Source organism: Flavobacterium sp. Leaf82, from assembly GCF_001422725.1.
Lineage (GTDB): Bacteria > Bacteroidota > Bacteroidia > Flavobacteriales > Flavobacteriaceae > Flavobacterium.
Genome location: NZ_LMMA01000009.1, coordinates 21,743 through 41,034 on the forward strand (window position 1 = coordinate 21,743; position 19,292 = coordinate 41,034).

Genomic DNA, 19,292 nt, shown 5'->3' on the forward strand with positions numbered 1-19,292 from the left:
TTGTTTTAACCAAAATTAAACGACAAAACTAACGATAAAATACCATATAGCGAGTGTTAAAAATGAAATAGGAATTCCAAAACCAATCATCATACTGCTTAACTTTGGTTTTAAACCATATGTTGATGCTAAAATTGCTCCTGTTATCATAGGTGCCATTGCGATTTCTATAATTGTTATTTTAATAGGTTCAGAATGTTGACCAAAAATAAAAACATATACAATCAAAATTACAAGAGGCGTTACAATGAGCCTGAAGAAAAGTCCGAGCCAAAGAAATCTCCAATGCTGGCTTTTTCGATCAAAAGTAAGTTGTAATCCTACCGAAAGTAAAGCAAGTGGCGTTACTAAACTTCCTATTTTTACTAATACAAATTCCAGATTTTGATTCAGATCGTACTGAAAAACATTCATTAAACAAGCAACGAGAAAAGTAATAAACGGAGGAAAAAAGATGATTTTTTTGAAAATACTAAAAGTATCAGGACTTCCTTTTGAATAAAAAGCCGCAACAAAAACACCCAAAGTAGAAACCACCACAAATGTTCCGGGCTGATCTACAAGAATAGCAGTTTCTAATCCTTTTTTACCAAACAAAGCTTCAACAATGGGATATCCCAAAAAAGACGAATTACTTAATCCTGCGGTAAGTACCAAACAACCAATAAGTTTATTGGACCAACCTAATCGTTTTCCTAAAAAATGAAAAAACAAAAAAGCCAGTAAAAAACTAATCCATCCTGCTAATATGGGAAACAGCAATTCGTTACTCCATTTTATTTTAGGAATATGATATAAGGTTATCGCCGGCAAACATATGTAAATAACAATTTTATTTAAAACCTTATAAATGTGTGTTGGAAATCGCTTAATATGCTGCAAAATCAAACCCAGGGCAAGAAAGAAAAATATAAGTATAAAGTTGTTCATGGCGGTAAAAGCATCAAAAATAAGGATTTATAAATAGCTCGATTTTAAACCGTAACAAAACATTTTAGCTCCCATACTCTTTTTTTAATTTTCTCATTATCAATCGTACTCCGTTTACGGTCGCCTCATTAAAAGAATTCGTAAAAACAATATAACCAATACCTTTTTTTCTATCTATCGCCGCTATTGTATAATAAGTTCCCGCAGTTCCTGAATGTGTCGAAAAATCCTGATTGTTTTCATAACTGTTGAACCAACCCAAAGAATAGTCTTCAATCCCTTTGTGAATAAAATTATAAGTGCTTGCTTTTAAGTAATTATCATGACCTTGAAGACCTTGAATATTTAGCTGAATAAACTTGATATAATCTGTAAGTTTGATATTAATATCACCCGCAGGTTCTGTGTAATCCAGATGATAGTCTGTATTTGAAGGAACAGGACTCAACTTATTGTTTTCAAAAGAATGTCCCCATGTATCTTTTGCTTTTTGGTTTTCCGGCCACGATAACTTAACATTCAGTTTCAAATCTTTATTAAAAACCTGATCGACTAATTGTTCCCAACTTTTTCCGGTAACTTTTTCTACCATCATAGTCGCTAAAGTATAACCTGCATTAGAATATACATATTTGTGCTCTGAGTTAATTTGAACTGGATCTAATGTTAATACAAATTTCCCAAACTGATTTCTTTTTTCTACTGGATTTCCTTTAAAATCAGGAACTGCCGGATCATTTTCACCTTGAAAAGGCTGAATTCCGGCTTGATGTGATAATAGTTTTTCGAGCGTTATCTCATAATATTCCGCTTTTGATGTTTTCTTTAAGTCCGGAAACAAATCAAAAAATTTAGTATTCCATTTTAATTTTCCTTTCTCAACATATTTAGCAATTATAAAAGCCGTCATTGCTTTTGTGTTGGACCCAATATGAAATCGATCATTTATAGTAGCAACATCTTTCAGATCAATTGAATGCAAACCTAATGCATTAATTTCCAAAATTTTATCTCCAGACACAACAGCATAACTAAGCTCCGGAATAGCATTTGATACCCTAATTGAATCAACAAATCGAGTATGATCCTGTCCATATATTAAAATTGGCAGACACAAAAAAAAGACAAAGCTTACTTTAAATTTCATTGCAAGAATTTATAACGTTGCTAATCAATTACAAATCTACTATTAATAAAAAAGATGAAGCTTTTGAAATTGTTTTTATTTTAAGACCTCAACCTATTTATGTTAAAAATTAATTTTCGTTAAAAACTTTTTTTTTCTCTAAAAGCTGACTACATTTGTAACATATTTTATTACAGTATGATTTCAGGTAAATTTGCCATAACGATTCACATTCTTACTTTGCTCACTAAATTCCCTAATGATTATTTATCATCTGAGTTTATTGCAGGAAGTATTAATTTGAATCCTGTTTTGGTTCGAAAAGAAATTGCCAATCTAAAAGCACATCATATTGTAGAAAGTAAAGAAGGTAAAAATGGTGGAACAAAATTGTCTGTTGATGCCACTAAAATTACATTAAAAGAAATTTTTGAGATGACTTTTGAAACCATCAATCTTGGTTATGCAAAAAATCAACCTAATCCGGATTGTCCGGTTGGTAAAAAAATCAATCAAAATTTAAGTGCTTTATATGCTGATATGAATCAAAAAGTTAGTTTGCAATTAGAAGGTATTTCACTCGAAGATTTTTCGAATCAATTCTAAGCTATTTTTTTACCCAAAACTGTAACAATTTTTATTACTAATTAAATTTATATATTATGAAAATCGCAATTATTGGAGCAACAGGATTTGTTGGCTCAGCCATTTTAAACGAATTAGCAACCAGAAATCACGACATTACTGCTATTGCCAGAAATCCTAAAGACACCACAAATGCAAACTGGAAAAGTGCTGACATTTTTAATGTAGATGCATTAGCAGAAATCTTAAATGGAAATGATGTTGTCATAAATGCATACAATCCGGGATGGGCGAACCCTAATATTTATGATGATTTTATTGCAGGATCAAAAGCGATTCAGGAAGCGGTGAAAAAATCTGGTGTTAAGCGCTTTATTACCATTGGTGGCGCCGGAAGTTTATTTGTAGCTCCGGGTTTACAAGCGGTTGACACTCCTGATTTTCCTAAAGAATATCATGCCGGTGCAACAGCTGCAAGGGATTATTTAAATATTTTGAAAGAAGAAAAAGAATTGGATTGGGCATTTTTTAGTCCCGCTTTCGAAATGCATCCCGGAATTACTACCGGAAGAACTGGTAAATATCGTTTAGGATTAGAAAATCCAGTTTTTAATGATGAGCAAAGAAGTATTTTATCTGTAGAAGATTTAGCAGTTGTTATTGCTGATGAAGCAGAAAATGCAAAACATCACCAGGTTCGATTTACTGCAGCTTATTAATTTTTTTAAAGGCTCTAAGAAACTAAGGTTCTAAGTTACTAAGGTTTTTTGCCACGAATTCACGAATTATTTTCCGCATTTGTCATCCTGACGAAAGAAGGATGACATAGAGGATGTGCTATTAGCTAAAAAAAAATCGTGTAAATTCGTGTAATTCGTGGCAAACTTACTTTTTGAAACTGTTTAGGTTTTCTGTACTTTTACAAGATCAAAAAGTAGATTTTGTCAAGTCAAAAAAATCAATCAAGCAGTTTACACGAAAAAGCCGGAATTTCACCTCCTGAAATTACCAATGTTTCTGCTATCAATCAAATTAAAAAGAACAGAAGACTACAACCTACTTCTGCTGAATTAATTGAAGGGATTTTACTTGGAAACAGAACTGCCTTAAGTCGTGCAATCACTTTAGTCGAAAGTACGAATCCTGAACATACCGCAAAAGCAAATGAAGTTATAAACGGATGTTTACCTCATGCTAATAAATCTATCCGAATAGGAATTACGGGTGTTCCCGGTGTTGGAAAAAGTACTTTTATCGAAGCTTTTGGAAGTTTCCTGACGCAATTAGGTAAGAAAGTTGCCGTTCTCGCGGTTGATCCAAGTAGCTCACTTTCACACGGAAGTATTCTTGGAGACAAAACCCGAATGGAGGAATTGGTAAAAGATGAAAATGCTTTTATCAGACCAAGCGCTTCCGGAGATACTCTAGGCGGTGTTGCCCGCAAAACACGTGAATCAATTATTTTATGCGAAGCGGCAGGTTTTGATACTATAATTATTGAAACTGTTGGTGTTGGACAAAGTGAAACTGCCGTTCATAGTATGGTTGACTTTTTTTTATTGCTCAAAATTTCCGGTGCCGGTGATGAACTTCAGGGCATAAAACGTGGTATTATGGAAATGGCAGACGCAATTGTCATTAACAAAGCTGACGGTGATAATATCAAAAAAGCGAATCAGGCAAAACTAGAATTCAATCGTGCTTTGCATTTATTTCCTCCAAAAAAATCAAATTGGCAACCAAAAGTTACGACTTGCAGCGCCATTACAAAAGATGGTATTTCTGAAATTTGGGATACTATTTCCCAATACTTTGAACAGACAAATGAATCAGGTTTCTTTCCTGAAAAACGAAAAGAACAAAATCAGTTCTGGATGATGGAAACCATAAACGAACAATTAAAACTGAATTTCTACAATCAGCGTGAAATTATTTCGCAATTAGAACAAAACAAAAAAGCAGTGCAAAATGATGAAATTTCACCTTTTGCAGCTGCTCAGAGTTTGTTGTCGCTGTATTTTAAAAAACAATAATTTCTTTTAAACCATATAAGTTATATAAGAGAATTTAAGTTTGATCGTATCCTTCGATTAACCATCTGTCAACTCAAACTTCACAATCTTGTCATTTCGACCGAAGGGAGAAATCACACAAGAAACTCCGCAAACAAAAACTAACCTTTGTCGAATTACTAGTGTGATTTCTCCCTTCGTTCGAAATGACAAACAGGGCGAATCCTGATGCCTTTTTAAATGAACTTATATAACTTATATGGTAAAAAAGTTATTTCTTCCTCAACTTATACTTATTTTCTTTATATAAATTTCCTGCTGTAATTACATGTGCTAAAGCATCTTTTGCTAATTCTTCATTTAATTTAACCGGAATTAATGTCGTGTCATTTTTGATTTCGAATTGCAAAGGTTTCAAATTTGGCTGCATGATTACAACCTGATTTTCGACTCTGAATGCATTGATATCATTAAATTGCATGATCGATCTTCCTTGTGTTTTTGGATCTAATTTATTTAGATTTCTTCCTACCATTGGCGTTTCGAACTGAAGCCCTAAATAACTCAACAAAGTTGGCGGAATATCGATTTGACTTGCTAATTTGCTATAAGACGTTCCTTTTGGAACTCCGGGTCCTATAATCAAAGCCGGAATATGAAACTTATTAATTGGTACTAAATTTTTTCCGTATGTTCTTGTGTTGTGATCTGCAATTACGATGAAAATAGTGTTTTTGAAATACGGCTCTTTTTTCGCCATTTCGAAGAATTTCCCAATAGAGAAATCTGCATATTTCATCGCATTATTTACCGTTGCAGGTTTTGCATCATAAGGTTTAATTCGTCCTGCAGGATATTCAAAAGGTTCGTGATTTGATGTCGAGAACATTAAAGAAAAGAAAGGTTTATCTCCTTTTGCTTTAAAATAATTATTTGCTTTAGTAACTAAATCTTCATCAGAATAACCCCATGTTCCTTTAAACGCATATTTGTTTCCATCAGAATCAAAATCTTCCTGATCTACAATATCTTCAAAACCATTTCCGTTAAAAAACGAAGCCATATTATCAAAATTTGCCATTCCGCCATAAATAAAACTGGTGTCATAGCCTTTTTGTTTTAAAGCATCAGCAAGGGTAAAAAATCCTTGTTGTGAGTTTCCTAATTTTACCACACTTTCTGATGGCGATGGCAAAAATCCGGTTACAACAGCTTCGATTCCGCGAACGCTTCTTGTTCCTGTGCAATACAAATTGGTAAACAATAATCCTTCTTTCGATAATTTATCAAATTCAGGCGTTAATGGTTTTCCTCCTAAAATTCCAACATATTCTGCGCCTAAACTTTCTTGTAGAAAAATGACTAAATTATACGGTTTCTTTAAAAGTGTATCTGGTTTTTCTACATGAAGAAAAGGAATTTCGGCATCTGTAAAATCATTTGGTCCGGCAATCATGTATTTTTTTACACGAGCAATTGCTTCGGCTTCTTCCATTTTACCGTACATCTTTGTGTTTCCTTCATTTTTGATAGAATAAGCTGCAAAAGCTACGGTATAAAATGAATTTAAACCTAAAGTATTTGTCAATTGATCTGTTGAAAAAACAGCATTACTAGCATTAATTGGACGTTTTGAAGTAAGACTTGAACGTGCCCCAAAAAATAACAGAAAAGCAACTAATGGAAATACCATTAATTTAAATTTATATTCGGCACTTGTAGTATAGAAATATTTCTTTCCTTTTTTGAACGCCAGATAGATCACAACTCCCAAAATTATAAAAGTCACAATGATAGATGTCAGATAACTTTTTAGAAGCATTCCAACCACTTCTTTAGGATAAATCAGGTAATCTAAGAAAATTTTGTTTGGTCGTGTATCGTATTGTTTTACAAAATCCGGTGAAGCCAATTCTACAAAAAGAATCAGAAACAAGAATAAGAAACTATAAATTACTAGAAATTTATTGGTAAACTTCAGTGCTTTATTAGGTAGAAAAGTAATTAAAACTGCGGGTAGAAACGACAAATAACACAATAAAATCAAATCCATTCGAAGTCCGATTGGAAAGATGTACCAGAAATTTGGGGTTTCGGCTACTCTATCTTTAAAAATAAAAAATAAAAAGATTCGGCTTAAAGTCGTAATTAGCAATCCAATTGCTATAAAATTAAAAATGGGTTTTAAAAAACTTAATTTTTTCATTAGAAAGATCTAAATTATTTTTTGATTGAGAATTATCACAAAACGTACAGAAGTGTTCCTCTACTCTTCGTAACGCGTAATTTCTCTGTCGTAAAATTCATTTGCCAAAACAATTAAACCTTCCATTTCAGCATTTAATTCGGCTTCGTCAAGATCTTCAGCTTCTTCCATAAATTCAACCTCATCATCTTTTAAGTTGATAATGAATCTTGGGTAATCAAGGTGAATGATGAAAATATCATCTGGAAAATCAGTATTGTCTCCGAGTAAAAATTTAGGTAATTCCATATTATTTATTTTTTGTTTTTGTATTTTTTTCTATTAATTAAAAGGATTTTAGAATCTACATGAATACCTCAATCTGTGGCTATCTTATTTTACAAGTTCCAAATTTAACCATTTGAAAGTAAATTTTGGATTAATTTTTTTGTCAGGTAATGAAAGCGGATATAAAGAAAAATTGCTGCAGAAGTTAATCCTGCCAAAAGTCCTATCCAAACTCCTTGCGCTTTTAATTCCGTATATTCGGCTAAATAGTACGAAATTGGAAATCCAATTACCCAATACGCCACAAATGTAATATACATAGGAACTTTTACATCTTGTAATCCTCTCAAAGCACCAAGAACAACCACTTGAATTCCGTCAGAAATTTGGAAAACTGCCGCTATTAAAAGCAATTTTGATGCGATACTTATAACTTCGCTATTATCAAGAATCTGTCCGCTATTCTCCATATTTAAAAAGATATGAGGCAGGAAATTATGAAAAGCGACAAACAGAATTGCGAAAACAGTTTCTATTATAATGGCTAATAAAAATATAGAACGTGCCACTACAATTAAGTTTTTAAAATCCTGCAAACCTCTCTGATTACTTACTCTAATCATCGAAGTGACACTTAATCCCATCGCAAACATAAAAGTAAGTGAGGCCAAACTCAAAGCAATTTGATTTGCTGCCTGGCTTGTTTTACCAATATTACCACAAAGCCAGATAGATGCTGTAAACAAAACGACTTCGAAAAGCATTTGCATTGCTGATGGAAATCCTATACTTATAATCTTTTTTATAGTTTCTTTTTTAATCTCATCAAAACTGAAGTTTTTAAAGAAGCGTTTTAAATCATCTCTTCTGGACAACATAATATGCATGAACATTACCAGGAATATTCTGGAAATAACGGTTCCCAATGCTGCACCGATAATTCCCATTTTAGGAAAAATCCAGATTCCGTATATCAACATGTAGTTTATACCAACATGCAGTACATTTGCCATAATCATGGCGTACATAGAATATTTTGTAAGCGATAATCCGTCAGCAAATTGTTTGTATCCCTGATACATAATTAAAGGAATCAAAGAGAAAGCCACCCAATCAAGATATGGTTTTGCAAGTGCAATTACGTCTGCTGGTTGTTGCAGTAGTTCCATTATTGGTTTTGCCAGAACAATTACACCAAAAAGTACTAATCCTAAAACGGTACACAAAAACAGACCATGATGAAATGCTGAACGAATTTTGCTGTCATTTTTTTCTGCATCGCCTTCTGCAACAATTGGAGTAATTGCTGTAGAAAAACCAATACCTAATGACATTGCTATAAAAATCATGCTATTTCCAAGTGAAACTGCGGCAAGTTCTGTGCTTCCTAATTTACCTACCATTATATTATCTACAATACCTATTAAGGTATGTCCAACCATTCCTAATATAATAGGATATGCTAATCTTAAATTATATGAAAACTCCTTTGTATACTGCTTAAAATTCAATTGTATGCTTTTTTTAGTGGGCAAAGATAATCAGAAGCTTTGAATTCTATCGTATTATTAAAAACATAAGCAAACATTAAGATGATTTTCCATTAAGACTAATATTATATAACAATTTTTTAAAATTATATAACAAAGCCCTTGCGCCTTGAAAGTATTTTTACATTATTAAAAATTCAAAAAAAATTGTCATGAGAAAATTAAAAATGTTATGCCTAGCTGCTTTCGCTTTATTATACGCCAATACTACTTTCGCTCAAGACAGTGAAGTTAAAAATTACGATCAGGGTTTTAGATTAGGTTTTGGATTAAACGGAGGTCTTCCAACTGATAATGCTTACGACTGGTCTTTAGGAGGCGATGTGCGTTTGCAATATGATTTAACAAAAAGAACATCATTAACGCTTACAACTGGTTTTACCAATTTGTTTATGGGAGATGATGAGAATGGAGTTGAAGTAAAAGATCTTGGATTTATTCCTGCAAAAGCTGGTTTTAAAGCTTTTATTTGGGAAGATCAATTCTACGTTTTAGGAGAAGTTGGTGCTGGTTTTGCTGTTACAAACGGTTACGATCAGACTACTTTTTTATGGGCTCCGGGAATTGGATATGCCAACAAATACATTGACATTAGTGTCCGTTATGAGGACTATAACAAATTCAAAACCAACCAAGTGGCTTTACGTTTAGCTTACGGTTTTGACTTATAAAAGAAAAGGTTTATTTTATTTTTTTGTTTTTGGTATAAACCCGAGGGATCGCATAGTCCCTCGGGTTTTGTAATTTATATAAGTGATGAAATAATCTATTAATCTTTGAGAAAAAAATTTAACCGCAAAGACGCAAAGTTTTTTTCGCAAAGTTCGCAAAGTTTTTAAATGTTGGAAGAAGGCAAAGTTCGCTAAGCTGCGTGCTTAAATTTCAATTTCGTAAATCTAACATCTATTCTCTTTCTTCTTTGTTCTATTCTCTTTCCTCTATTCTCTTGCTTCTTTTTTCTATTCTCTCAAATACTTTTTATCCGTCAACGTTTTCATAAAGGCAATTAGTTGTTTTTTTTCCTGATCTGTTAAATTCAGTTTGTCTTCCGGTAAAGTTTGGTTTGGGAGATTAAATCCCAGGCCTAATCCTCCGCCTTCATTATAGAAATCGATTACCTCTTCCAGCGTTTTATAAACTCCGTTATGCATATAAGGAGCTGTAAGTTCAATGTTTCTGATCGTTGGTGTTTTAAATGAATACTTATGAATAGCGGCTTGCGTAATCACAAACTTGCCCAAATCACCGTCGAGTTTTTTATTTTTATTGGGAACGCCTAAAATCTCACTTTCAGAGCGGTTAAAATTTGGCGGAACAGTTCCGTTTGTTAATGGGATAAAATGACAGGTTGCGCATTTAGCTTTTCCGGCAAATAAATTAAAGCCGGCCTTTTCATCTGGAGTAAATGTTGCTTTATTTTGCATGTATTGATCAAACTTAGAATCGTATTGACTTAACGAACGAATGTAAGATGCCAAAGCATTTTTAATCCCAAATTCGTTTATTTCTCCTTTTGGAAAAGCTTTTGCAAACTCCTTAACGTATTCGTGATTTTTTTTAATTGCCAAAGCCGATTTCTCCAAAGATCCGTGCATTTCATTTTCATTACGAATAACTGCAATTGCCTGATCTTCGAGATAACTCACTCGGGAATCTGCAAAAAACACACGCTGAAAAGCAATATTAGTAAGCGTTGGTGTATTACGCTGAATCATCGATTTTCCGTCTAATGCAACCGCTCTTTCTAAACCATCTGTAAAAGCTTTATCTACATGATGACAAGAAGCGCACGAACGTGTATTGTTTCCGGATAAAACAGGATCATTGAATAACTTTTTACCCAAAGCAATTTTTTCAGGTGTTGTTTTATAATCCGGAAAACCAGAGAATGCTTCAGCATCAAAAGCAGCCGCATCGAATAACGTTTGTGCAGTTACTTTTAGACCTCTTTGTTCTTTCAGTAACGGAATTCCTAATTCAGTTTGTGATTTAAAAAGCCCTTTACTTAACGGATTTAAAACTTCTTTTATAAAATAAGCACGATCAAAAGCATTAAAATTAGAATTTGTTTTTAGATATTTTTTCCCTTTTTCCAGAATATCGAGTACGGCTTTTGAGTTCGAAACCGATTCATTTTCTAAATAAACATTATAATATTTTTCAATAGTTTCTAAAGCTACTGAAGCTTCGGGAAGTGAATTTAAAATCACGGGCGAATCAAATCCTGTAATTCCTAAAGTTATAATTCTGTAAACCTCTAATCGCATGGCATCAAAAACGTGCGCATCCGTCAATTCTGTCGAATTAGAAACTTTTTCTAACCTGATTAAATTTGCTGATAAAATACCTAATTCCTGAAGTAATTCTTTTTTACTTTTCTTATTATATTCCGGAAAAATCAATTCTTCGATAACCTGAAATCCTTCTGGCGGAACGGTGACTTTGTCATTTTCTTCAAACTCTGGTATTGCGGGTCCGTTTATCGATTTAGAAACCTCAGGCAAATAATATTCACTTATCATTTCGACCTTTTTATAGCTTTTATGCGCTTCGAGAAATTGTCGCTGAATTTGCGCTTCGGTAGAATCAGCTTGTACTGAATATTTAAGCTTAGCAACTTTTTCTATCAACAAAGTAATATCAGATTGAAAAATCTCATTTACTTCCTGATGTTTGCTTTTTTTCTGACAAGCAGCAAATGCTATCAAGAATAACAAACAATATATTTTTTTCATGATCTAATAACAATTAAGAGAGGAATATTCAGAAAAACAGAAACCACTACTTCAAATAGAAATAGTGGAGAACTGTTTTGTAATGACTTAAAAATTTATCTCGCTAAACCTTTAATTACTACGATTTGACTTGCTTGATTTTCTACAGGACGTTTTGTTCCTCCGTCAGGACTTAAGTATTTTTCTCCAGTCCAGGTATGTGGCTGAACGCTTAACATGAAAGTATCCGGAATACCTAATTGGTCAGATACATCGATCAAAGCACCATATTCCCAATCTCCAAATTTAGAAGTTCCGCCTACGTTATATTTCGCAGCATCTGTCGCTGTACGACGGTGATCTAATTCTACAACAACTTTCAAAGCTTTAGTCGCAATATTGTATTGATAGATATAAGCATCGTGAGTTTCGTCTCCGTATCCGTTAGCGTCTTCCTGAACGTAAACATAGTTTTTAGTTACACAAATATTATCCGGATTCTGGAATTTCCCTGCAATTCCAGAACGGTTATCTCCGTCAAGAATAACTTCAAGAGTTCCTTTTAATGGATCAGCAGCATCAAGATTTAATTTGTAAACTCTACCATATTTAGTTCTTGAACCATCTGCATTTATTCCTGTTGTAGCTTGCCCGGTTACATTAAAATACAATTCACGATCAGCAGTGTCACCACCTTTACGGTAATCTAAATCTTCTACACGACCAAATTTAATGGCTTTTAAAGTATTTACAGCTGCATTAATTTGTGCACCGGTAAGTGTTGTATGATTATCAATTTTCACAAAAGAAACAGGATATGTTTTACTAACTTCCATATCTTTTTCTCTTTGGTTATCATCGTTTCTTTTTAGCATGTATAAAGAACCTCCGGTTAAATCACCCACAGTATTAGATACATACATAAAAACCTGACCTCCGTAAGTTCCGGAATCATCATCACCAATAACAACAACTGTTTTTCCTTTGTAGGCTGAAGATCGTAGTGGCAAAGCATTCTCAGCACTTAAACGACCAAAACCTGCTAATTCTTTAGATACAGATGCGCTTCCTGCACTTGCGTAAGGATCTAAAGCATGTGTACGGGATTCTTCTCCAGATTCTCCACATGTTAAATAAACCGGTCCAAAACCATGCTCTTCTTGTGTAGCCATAGTTGCACCGCATAATCTCCAGGTTCCTCCATTAGAGTTTAACAAATATTCTCCTTTAGTAGGTTTAAATGTTTTGTCAAGCGTAATTCTCGAAACCGCAAAATTGTCTTCGTTATTTACTAAAAATGTAAAAGTTCCGTCAGTGTTTTTTAATAAACCTGAACCGTCAGCAGAACCACCAAAAACAAATTTAGGACTGTCCGCAAAAACATCATCTGAACTAAAAAGAGAATAAATTTTTAAACTTTCAAAACCTGTTTGCGCTTTCAATAAACTTGGCGTTACAGATTGATCTTTTAATACAACACTTGTTGGTTCAGTTTCGTCTTTAGAATCGTTATTACATGATGTAAGTAACGAACCTAGAATAAGTAGAGGTAAAATAATTCGTTTCATTTAGCTAAAAATTGGTTTCTATTTTTTTTACAAAGTAAATCCCTACTCTTTAAGTTAAAATATCTTGAATATTATTAAAAAAACAAGACTTTAACCACAACTGAATTATACGCACTTAAAAAATTAACATTAAATTAGTAATATAAAATACTCATAAACTTGTAGTAACATAAAAGTAAAAAAAAGGGTATTATTTCTAAGATTCTTTTTTTAATTAAAATCCAATTTCAAATCAACTCGAAAATCCACGAAATCTTAAGTTTTTCATTTAGAAAAGTAGTTCTTTTAATGGAGTCTTGTTTACATAATACTGAGTTGAAATAGAAATTTCTTAAAAATAATAATTTGAAATTCTTATTACCATATACACAAAACCCGACAGGTTTTTAAAACCTGTCGGGTTTGACTATAAAAATTATCTGATTTCTTAATTAATAAAATTCCTGATTAACTCTTTTCTAATGTTTTTTTATACTGCTCAAAATTGTCTTTTATTTTTTGATCAAGTTCCGGTTCTTTAATATCAGTGTATTGTTTCATTTCTTCCCAAATAATTTTGGCTACTATATAACGTGCCATTTCTTTATCATCGGCAGGAACAATGTACCACGGCGCATGTTCTGTCGAAGTTTTGTTTATTGCTTCTTCATAATATTCCTGATATTCATCCCAATATTCACGCTCTTTTAAATCTCCGGGTGAAAATTTCCAATTGTGTTTTCCTTCTTCAAGTCGGCGTAACAAACGCTGACGTTGCTCTTCTTTACTCAAATGAAGATAGAATTTCATGACAATAGTTCCGTTTTCGGCAATATGACTTTCAAAATTATTGATTTGCTCTATTCTTTTTTTCCAAAATTTAGGTTTAATATCTTCAACCGAATTAATTCCCGATAAATTCTCTGCCAAAATAAATTCAGGATGCACGCGGGTTACCAAAACATTCTCATAATGCGTACGATTAAAAATTGCAAACTTTCCTTTTTCTGGCAGCGCTATATAATGTCTCCACAAATAATCATGTTCCAGTTCAGCCGAATTCGGCGTTTTAAAACTATGCACTACTACTCCACGCGGATTAAATTCTTTAAAAACCTCCCTAATCAAACTATCCTTTCCCGAAGTATCCATTCCCTGAAGGCAAATTAAAACCGAGTATTTATTGTGCGCATACATCACATCCTGCAAATCGCTAAGTTTTGCCTGTACTTTATCCAGTTTTTCCTCTTTTTCGTCATCATCAGCTTTAACCTTCAACAAAGTCGGAATCTTTGATAATTTTATTTTATCTGTCACTTTAAAATCCTTCGGGTCTATCGATTTCATATATCTTTATTTTTATATTTATAAATATACTAATTTTACGAATTCCGATAACTATCGGAACTGCTATTCATTATAATACTTTTCATTGCTATAAGGGCTAAGCATTATTATTCAATAAAAACATTTCATGGAAAAATTCACATTAGAAATATTATTTCAAATTATAGGTATTGGTTCTGCATCAGGATTATTTTATAATAACGATGCTCTTTATATTATTGGCGATAACAGCGGATTTTTATACGAATATAACATACAGAATCAGCAATTAAACCAACACGCTTTAATTGATAATCCGTCGCAAAATATACCTAAAAACATAAAACCCGATTTTGAATCCATAACAAATCACAACGATACACTTTATGTTTTTGGTTCCGGTTCTACCGAAAACCGAAATAAAATGATTGAGTTTGATCTTAAAAACAAAACTATCTTACAAAAAAATAATCTGGTTGATTTATACGGTTTAATGCAAAGCTTTGGCGAAATAAAACCGGAAGATTTCAATCTTGAAGGCGCTATTTTCGACGGTGAAAACTGGTATTTATTCAATCGCGGAAATGGAATTTCTAATAAAAACACCATTTTCACGATCCATGCAAAAAGTCTGGGCGAAGAATTTGCTTTGGTTGCAACCAATTATAAATTGCCAAAAATAAAAGGCGTTCGTTCTAGTTTTACCGATGCTATTTTAGTCGAAGACAAAATCTATTTCCTTTCTACTGCCGAAGACACAAAATCAACTTACGACGATGGCGATATCTTAGGAAGTTTCATTGGCCGAATTGATCTAAAAACTATGAAAATAGATTTTACTCAAAAAATTACCTCAACTAATAAGTTCGAAGGTTTGACTTTCTATAAAAAATCAAATGATAAAATTGAGTTCTTGCTTTGCGAGGATAATGATACGGAGTTGCTGGAAACTAAGATTTTTAAGTTGAGTTTGCCGGTTAAGTAAAATTAAACACATTTTATGTCATTGCGAGGAACAAAGCAACCACACTAACAAAAGCAAATTTGCTAGTCAAAAAAGTGCTAGATGAGATTGCTTCGTTCCTCGCAATGACTCCCACAATAACGTAGAGGCGCACAGCAGTGCGTCTCCCGCAAAGGATATGCTCAACCAAAGACACACTGCTGTACAGAATACATGTCTACAATGCATCTTTACCTGGAAAATTGTACCTTTAAATACATCAATTAAAAAATAAACGCCTTTTTTAAACTTTTTTTAATCACCTTCCCAACCTTTTTGATTTTTCATCCCTCTTTAGTATAAAGACAACAATTGTGATAAACGAAACGCTAATTTCTAACTGCAAAAAAATGAACCGCGACGCTCAGCGTCAGGTTTATGAGCATATGGCTCCAAAATTGTATCGCCTTTGCAAACGATACCTCAAAAAGGAAGAAGAAATAGAAGAAGCTATGGCTGACGCTTTCTATACCATATTTACAAAACTGGAACAATTAAAAGAAGTTCTGGCTTTTGAGGCTTGGGCGCGAAAAATAACAGTTAACCATTGTTTGGCAACAATTAAGAAACATACCAATTTCAACATGTATCTTGATGATGTCAAATTGCTTTCGCAACCTTTTACAGAAGAAATTAACTCTTTAGAAGAAGAGGATTTACTGAATTTACTAAATCATATTCCAGACGGCTGCAAAACCGTTTTTAACCTTTTTGTTATTGAAGGTTTTGCACACAAAGAAATATCCGCAATGCTGAATATTTCTGAAGGCACATCAAAATCACAATTGAATGCCGCTAAAACAAAGCTAAAGGAATTAGTAAATAAATTGTATTACCAAAAAGCAAAATAGTCATGGACAATCAAGATAAAATATTCGATAAATTTAAAGAAGCCGCAGAAAACTCGGAACGAAAAGACTTCCCGGGAATGGAGAAAGTCTGGGCGCGCGTAGAAGATAAACTGGACAAGAAAGAAGATAAAAAAACTATTTCGTTATGGAAAAAAATTGCCATTGCAGCATCTCTTTTATTATTGATTTCGATTGGTTCTCAGTTTTTAAAAACAGATAAAACAACAACTCAAAATCCAAAAGTTGTCGTTAATGAAACCAATACAGAAGTAACTAAGCAATCTGCAACTGAAAAAGATAATGCAGTTGTTTCTACAGACTCACCACTTGTACCAAAAACGGAAGCAGCTAAAATCCTGGACAAACAAATCCATCAACAACAAGATGTAGCAATACATGAACCACAAGGTTCTGTTTCATATGAATTCGTACCCAATCAAACAGCTGCTGCACCAGTTGCAACCGAAGCAATAACTCCTGTTCCTGTAGAACCTGAATATTCTAACGAAGAAGAAAATTTTGTTTCAAAAGACAAAGCAGTTCAAAGTTTAGGCTATTCAAGAACAGTAGAAAGAGAATCGGCTAAAGTTGCCTATGCTGACAAATCAAACCAGATGGTCAAAAAAAGTGCTCCGTTAATTGTTATCAACGGAAGTGCAATATCTCATAGCAATGATGAGAAAAGGGATAAAATGATGCAAAATGAACTGCCTAATTTAGAGCCTGAAAATGTAGATTCATTAGTTGTATTAGATCAGCCTTTGTATATTATTGACGGAATTTATTATTCTGAAAATGATTTATTTGGCAAAAACCCAACAAGTCCTTATGCACCATTAAATAAACAGGAAATTAAAACAATTACAGTTCTACAAGATCTGGAAGCCACATCAAAATATGGCGAAAAAGGAAAAAAAGGAGTTGTAATAATTACTACTAAAACCGGGAAACCAGCTGCTAAAAACTAGCTAAAAAACAAAATCTTAATTTAAAATTTACTATCATGAAAAACGTAAAACTTATTTCATTAGCCCTTTCTATGCTTATATGTTTCGTATCAATGGCACAGGAAAAAACAATTACCGGAACTGTTACAGACAAGTCAAATCTGGCTCTTCCGGGTGTTACTATTATCGTTCAAAAATCAAAAAAAGCAACACAAACAGATTTTGACGGAAAGTATTCTATTCAGGCACAAACCGGCGATATTTTGATTTTTAGTTACATTGGTATGAATACTCAAAATGTTACGGTCAAACAATCAACTATAATCAATGTAATATTGCAGGAAAATAGTAACCAGCTGCAAGAAGTTGTCGTGGTAGGTTACGGAACATCAGAACAGGAAGATAATAGTTATTATAGACCTGTAGAAAAAAGGAGAACATCTAAACCAGCCAGAGAGCCTAAAGGTAAAATGGTAAGTTTACCCGTTTCCTCAAACTATATACAAGCTGCTCCAAGTCAGCAAGTAGTCATTAGAGGAACTCAATCTATTTCGTCTAAAAATGAACCTTTATATGTTATTGACGGAATTCCGGTAAAGGCAAAACAATTCGCTAAAATTAATCCAAACGATGTACAGGATGTAAAAGTTTTAAAAGATATTGATGCAACTTCATTATATGGATCCAGAGCTTCAAACGGGGTTGTAATTGTTGCTACCAAAAACGGGATTTATAAAAATCTTACAGAGAAAGAACTTGATGCCAAATTGAAAATAGCCAATCATATTCAACCAGTAGAACCAAGTCAGGAAGATTATAATGCTTTCGTAGAAAATGCTTTCGAAAGTCCAAAAACAGCACCGCTTTCTACATTTTCTATAGATGTTGATAATGCTTCTTACACCAATGTGAGACGTTTTATAAATAACGGTCAGGCAGTTCCTAAAGATGCTGTTCGTGTAGAAGAAATGGTAAACTTTTTTAAATATAATTATCCACAGCCAAAAAATTCAGATCCGTTTTCTATTAATACAGAGTTAAGCGATTCTCCCTGGAATTCTAAAAACAAAGTTCTTAAAATTGGTTTGCAGGGAAAAAATATTCCAACAGAGAATTTGCCTGCTTCAAACCTTGTTTTCTTAATTGATGTTTCCGGTTCTATGAGTGAGATCAATAAACTGCCATTACTGAAACAATCCTTGAAAATATTGGTAAATGAATTGCGAAAAAAAGATAAAGTAGCAATTGTTGTATATGCCGGAGCTGCCGGTTTGGTTCTTTCTCCAACTGCCGGAGATGAGAAAAAAACAATTATTGACGCACTGGAAAAACTGAATGCCGGAGGAAGTACAGCCGGAGGCGCAGGAATTGAACTGGCTTATAAAATTGCAACTGAAAACTTTATCAAAGATGGAAATAACAGAGTAATTCTGGCTACAGACGGAGATTTTAATGTGGGAAGCACTTCAAATTCTGACATGGAAAAACTAATCGAAGAAAAAAGAAAAACCGGAGTTTTCCTGACTTGTTTAGGATACGGAATGGGAAATTATAAAGACAGTAAAATGGAAACTTTAGCTGATAAAGGAAACGGAAATTATGCCTACATCGATAATATTCAGGAAGCGAATCGTTTTTTAGGAAAAGAGTTTAAAGGTTCTATGTTTGCAATTGCCAAAGATGTAAAAATTCAGATCGAATTTAATCCTAAACAAATTCAGGCGTATCGATTAATAGGATATGAAAACAGAAAATTACGTCCGGAAGATTTTAAAAATGATGCTATAGATGCCGGCGAATTAGGAAGTAATCATACCGTTACAGCTTTGTATGAAATTATTCCTGCAGGAGTTAAGAGCGATTATCTAAACGAACAACCTGATGATTTAAAATATACAAAAGTAAAAGAAAGCAGTAATAACTATAATGCTGAACTTGCCACAATAAAATTCCGTTACAAAAAACCGGATGGAGATAAAAGCATAGAAATGGTTGAAGTAATCGAAAATAAAACTGTTGGTCTAGAAAAAGCTTCTGATGATTTTAAATTTAGCACTGCTGTAGCATGGTTTGGCTTGAAATTAAGAGATTCAAAATTAATCTCAAATAAATCTTCTGAGGATATTTTGAAATTAGCCAAGCAAGGACTTTCTAATGATGTAGAAGGTTACAAAGCTGAATTTATTAGACTGATTGAAGCTGCAAAATTCGATTATTAACGAAGATTT

Annotated in this window: 16 protein-coding genes; 8 read left to right on the forward strand and 8 right to left on the reverse strand. The window is 33.2% G+C overall.

The window, feature by feature from the left end; all coding sequences use genetic code 11:
* Positions 1-15: 15 nt before the first annotated feature.
* Both ASF10_RS07960 and ASF10_RS07965 read right to left on the reverse strand, forming a co-directional pair.
* On the reverse strand, positions 16-930 hold the full coding sequence (locus tag ASF10_RS07960) for an AEC family transporter (RefSeq protein WP_056247457.1): 915 nt from the start codon (positions 928-930) through the stop codon (positions 16-18).
* A gap of 64 nt (positions 931-994) precedes the next feature.
* Positions 995-2,077 (reverse strand): serine hydrolase domain-containing protein, encoded by a 1,083-nt coding sequence (locus ASF10_RS07965; RefSeq protein WP_056247461.1) that lies wholly within the window; start codon positions 2,075-2,077, stop codon positions 995-997.
* Positions 2,078-2,254: 177 nt separating this feature from the next.
* Here ASF10_RS07965 and ASF10_RS07970 point away from each other — a divergent pair, with 177 nt between their 5' ends.
* The 3 genes from ASF10_RS07970 (at position 2,255) to meaB (ending at position 4,674) form a co-directional block, all read left to right on the forward strand.
* On the forward strand, positions 2,255-2,662 hold the full coding sequence (locus tag ASF10_RS07970; RefSeq protein ID WP_056247463.1) for an RrF2 family transcriptional regulator: 408 nt from the start codon (positions 2,255-2,257) through the stop codon (positions 2,660-2,662).
* Between the two features lie 56 nt (positions 2,663-2,718).
* Positions 2,719-3,360 carry an NAD(P)-dependent oxidoreductase gene (locus ASF10_RS07975; RefSeq protein ID WP_056247466.1) on the forward strand — a complete coding sequence of 214 codons (642 nt, stop codon included), beginning with the start codon at positions 2,719-2,721 and terminating at the stop codon, positions 3,358-3,360.
* Between the two features lie 222 nt (positions 3,361-3,582).
* On the forward strand, positions 3,583-4,674 hold the full coding sequence (gene meaB, locus ASF10_RS07980; RefSeq protein WP_056247469.1) for a methylmalonyl Co-A mutase-associated GTPase MeaB: 1,092 nt from the start codon (positions 3,583-3,585) through the stop codon (positions 4,672-4,674).
* 250 nt (positions 4,675-4,924) lie between these two features.
* On the opposite strand, the gene ASF10_RS07985 is transcribed toward meaB, so the two are convergent.
* The 3 genes from ASF10_RS07985 to ASF10_RS07995 all read right to left on the reverse strand — a co-directional run bounded on the left by ASF10_RS07985 (position 4,925) and on the right by ASF10_RS07995 (position 8,637).
* Positions 4,925-6,859 carry an LTA synthase family protein gene (locus tag ASF10_RS07985; protein WP_056247472.1) on the reverse strand — a complete coding sequence of 645 codons (1,935 nt, stop codon included), beginning with the start codon at positions 6,857-6,859 and terminating at the stop codon, positions 4,925-4,927.
* Positions 6,860-6,919: 60 nt separating this feature from the next.
* Positions 6,920-7,147: a hypothetical protein gene (locus ASF10_RS07990; protein WP_056247475.1), complete on the reverse strand. Its 228-nt coding sequence runs from the start codon at positions 7,145-7,147 to the stop codon at positions 6,920-6,922.
* Positions 7,148-7,251: 104 nt separating this feature from the next.
* Positions 7,252-8,637, reverse strand: coding sequence for an MATE family efflux transporter (locus ASF10_RS07995; protein WP_056247477.1), 1,386 nt, complete (start codon positions 8,635-8,637; stop codon positions 7,252-7,254).
* 191 nt (positions 8,638-8,828) lie between these two features.
* Here ASF10_RS07995 and ASF10_RS08000 point away from each other — a divergent pair, with 191 nt between their 5' ends.
* A complete protein-coding gene (locus ASF10_RS08000) occupies positions 8,829-9,347 on the forward strand; it encodes a hypothetical protein (protein ID WP_056247479.1) in 519 nt (172 codons plus the stop codon).
* 288 nt (positions 9,348-9,635) lie between these two features.
* Here the strand turns inward: ASF10_RS08000 and ASF10_RS08005 are convergent, their stop codons facing one another.
* The 3 genes from ASF10_RS08005 to ASF10_RS08015 all read right to left on the reverse strand — a co-directional run bounded on the left by ASF10_RS08005 (position 9,636) and on the right by ASF10_RS08015 (position 14,284).
* On the reverse strand, positions 9,636-11,411 hold the full coding sequence (locus tag ASF10_RS08005) for a cytochrome-c peroxidase (protein WP_056247481.1): 1,776 nt from the start codon (positions 11,409-11,411) through the stop codon (positions 9,636-9,638).
* A gap of 95 nt (positions 11,412-11,506) precedes the next feature.
* The gene (locus ASF10_RS08010) at positions 11,507-12,958 is read right to left on the reverse strand and encodes a hypothetical protein (RefSeq protein ID WP_056247483.1); all 1,452 of its coding nucleotides are present in this window, start codon (positions 12,956-12,958) and stop codon (positions 11,507-11,509) included.
* 447 nt (positions 12,959-13,405) lie between these two features.
* On the reverse strand, positions 13,406-14,284 hold the full coding sequence (locus ASF10_RS08015; protein WP_056247486.1) for a PPK2 family polyphosphate kinase: 879 nt from the start codon (positions 14,282-14,284) through the stop codon (positions 13,406-13,408).
* 127 nt (positions 14,285-14,411) lie between these two features.
* On the opposite strand from ASF10_RS08015, the gene ASF10_RS08020 reads away from it, so the two are divergent.
* The 4 genes from ASF10_RS08020 to ASF10_RS08035 all read left to right on the forward strand — a co-directional run bounded on the left by ASF10_RS08020 (position 14,412) and on the right by ASF10_RS08035 (position 19,283).
* A complete protein-coding gene (locus ASF10_RS08020) occupies positions 14,412-15,248 on the forward strand; it encodes a DUF6929 family protein (RefSeq protein ID WP_056247488.1) in 837 nt (278 codons plus the stop codon).
* Between the two features lie 368 nt (positions 15,249-15,616).
* Complete coding sequence (locus ASF10_RS08025) at positions 15,617-16,117, forward strand: RNA polymerase sigma factor (RefSeq protein WP_056247491.1); 501 nt, start codon at positions 15,617-15,619, stop codon at positions 16,115-16,117.
* Between the two features lie 2 nt (positions 16,118-16,119).
* The gene (locus ASF10_RS08030; RefSeq protein WP_056247493.1) at positions 16,120-17,085 is read left to right on the forward strand and encodes a hypothetical protein; all 966 of its coding nucleotides are present in this window, start codon (positions 16,120-16,122) and stop codon (positions 17,083-17,085) included.
* A gap of 35 nt (positions 17,086-17,120) precedes the next feature.
* On the forward strand, positions 17,121-19,283 hold the full coding sequence (locus ASF10_RS08035; RefSeq protein ID WP_056247495.1) for a VWA domain-containing protein: 2,163 nt from the start codon (positions 17,121-17,123) through the stop codon (positions 19,281-19,283).
* Positions 19,284-19,292: the final 9 nt, after the last annotated feature.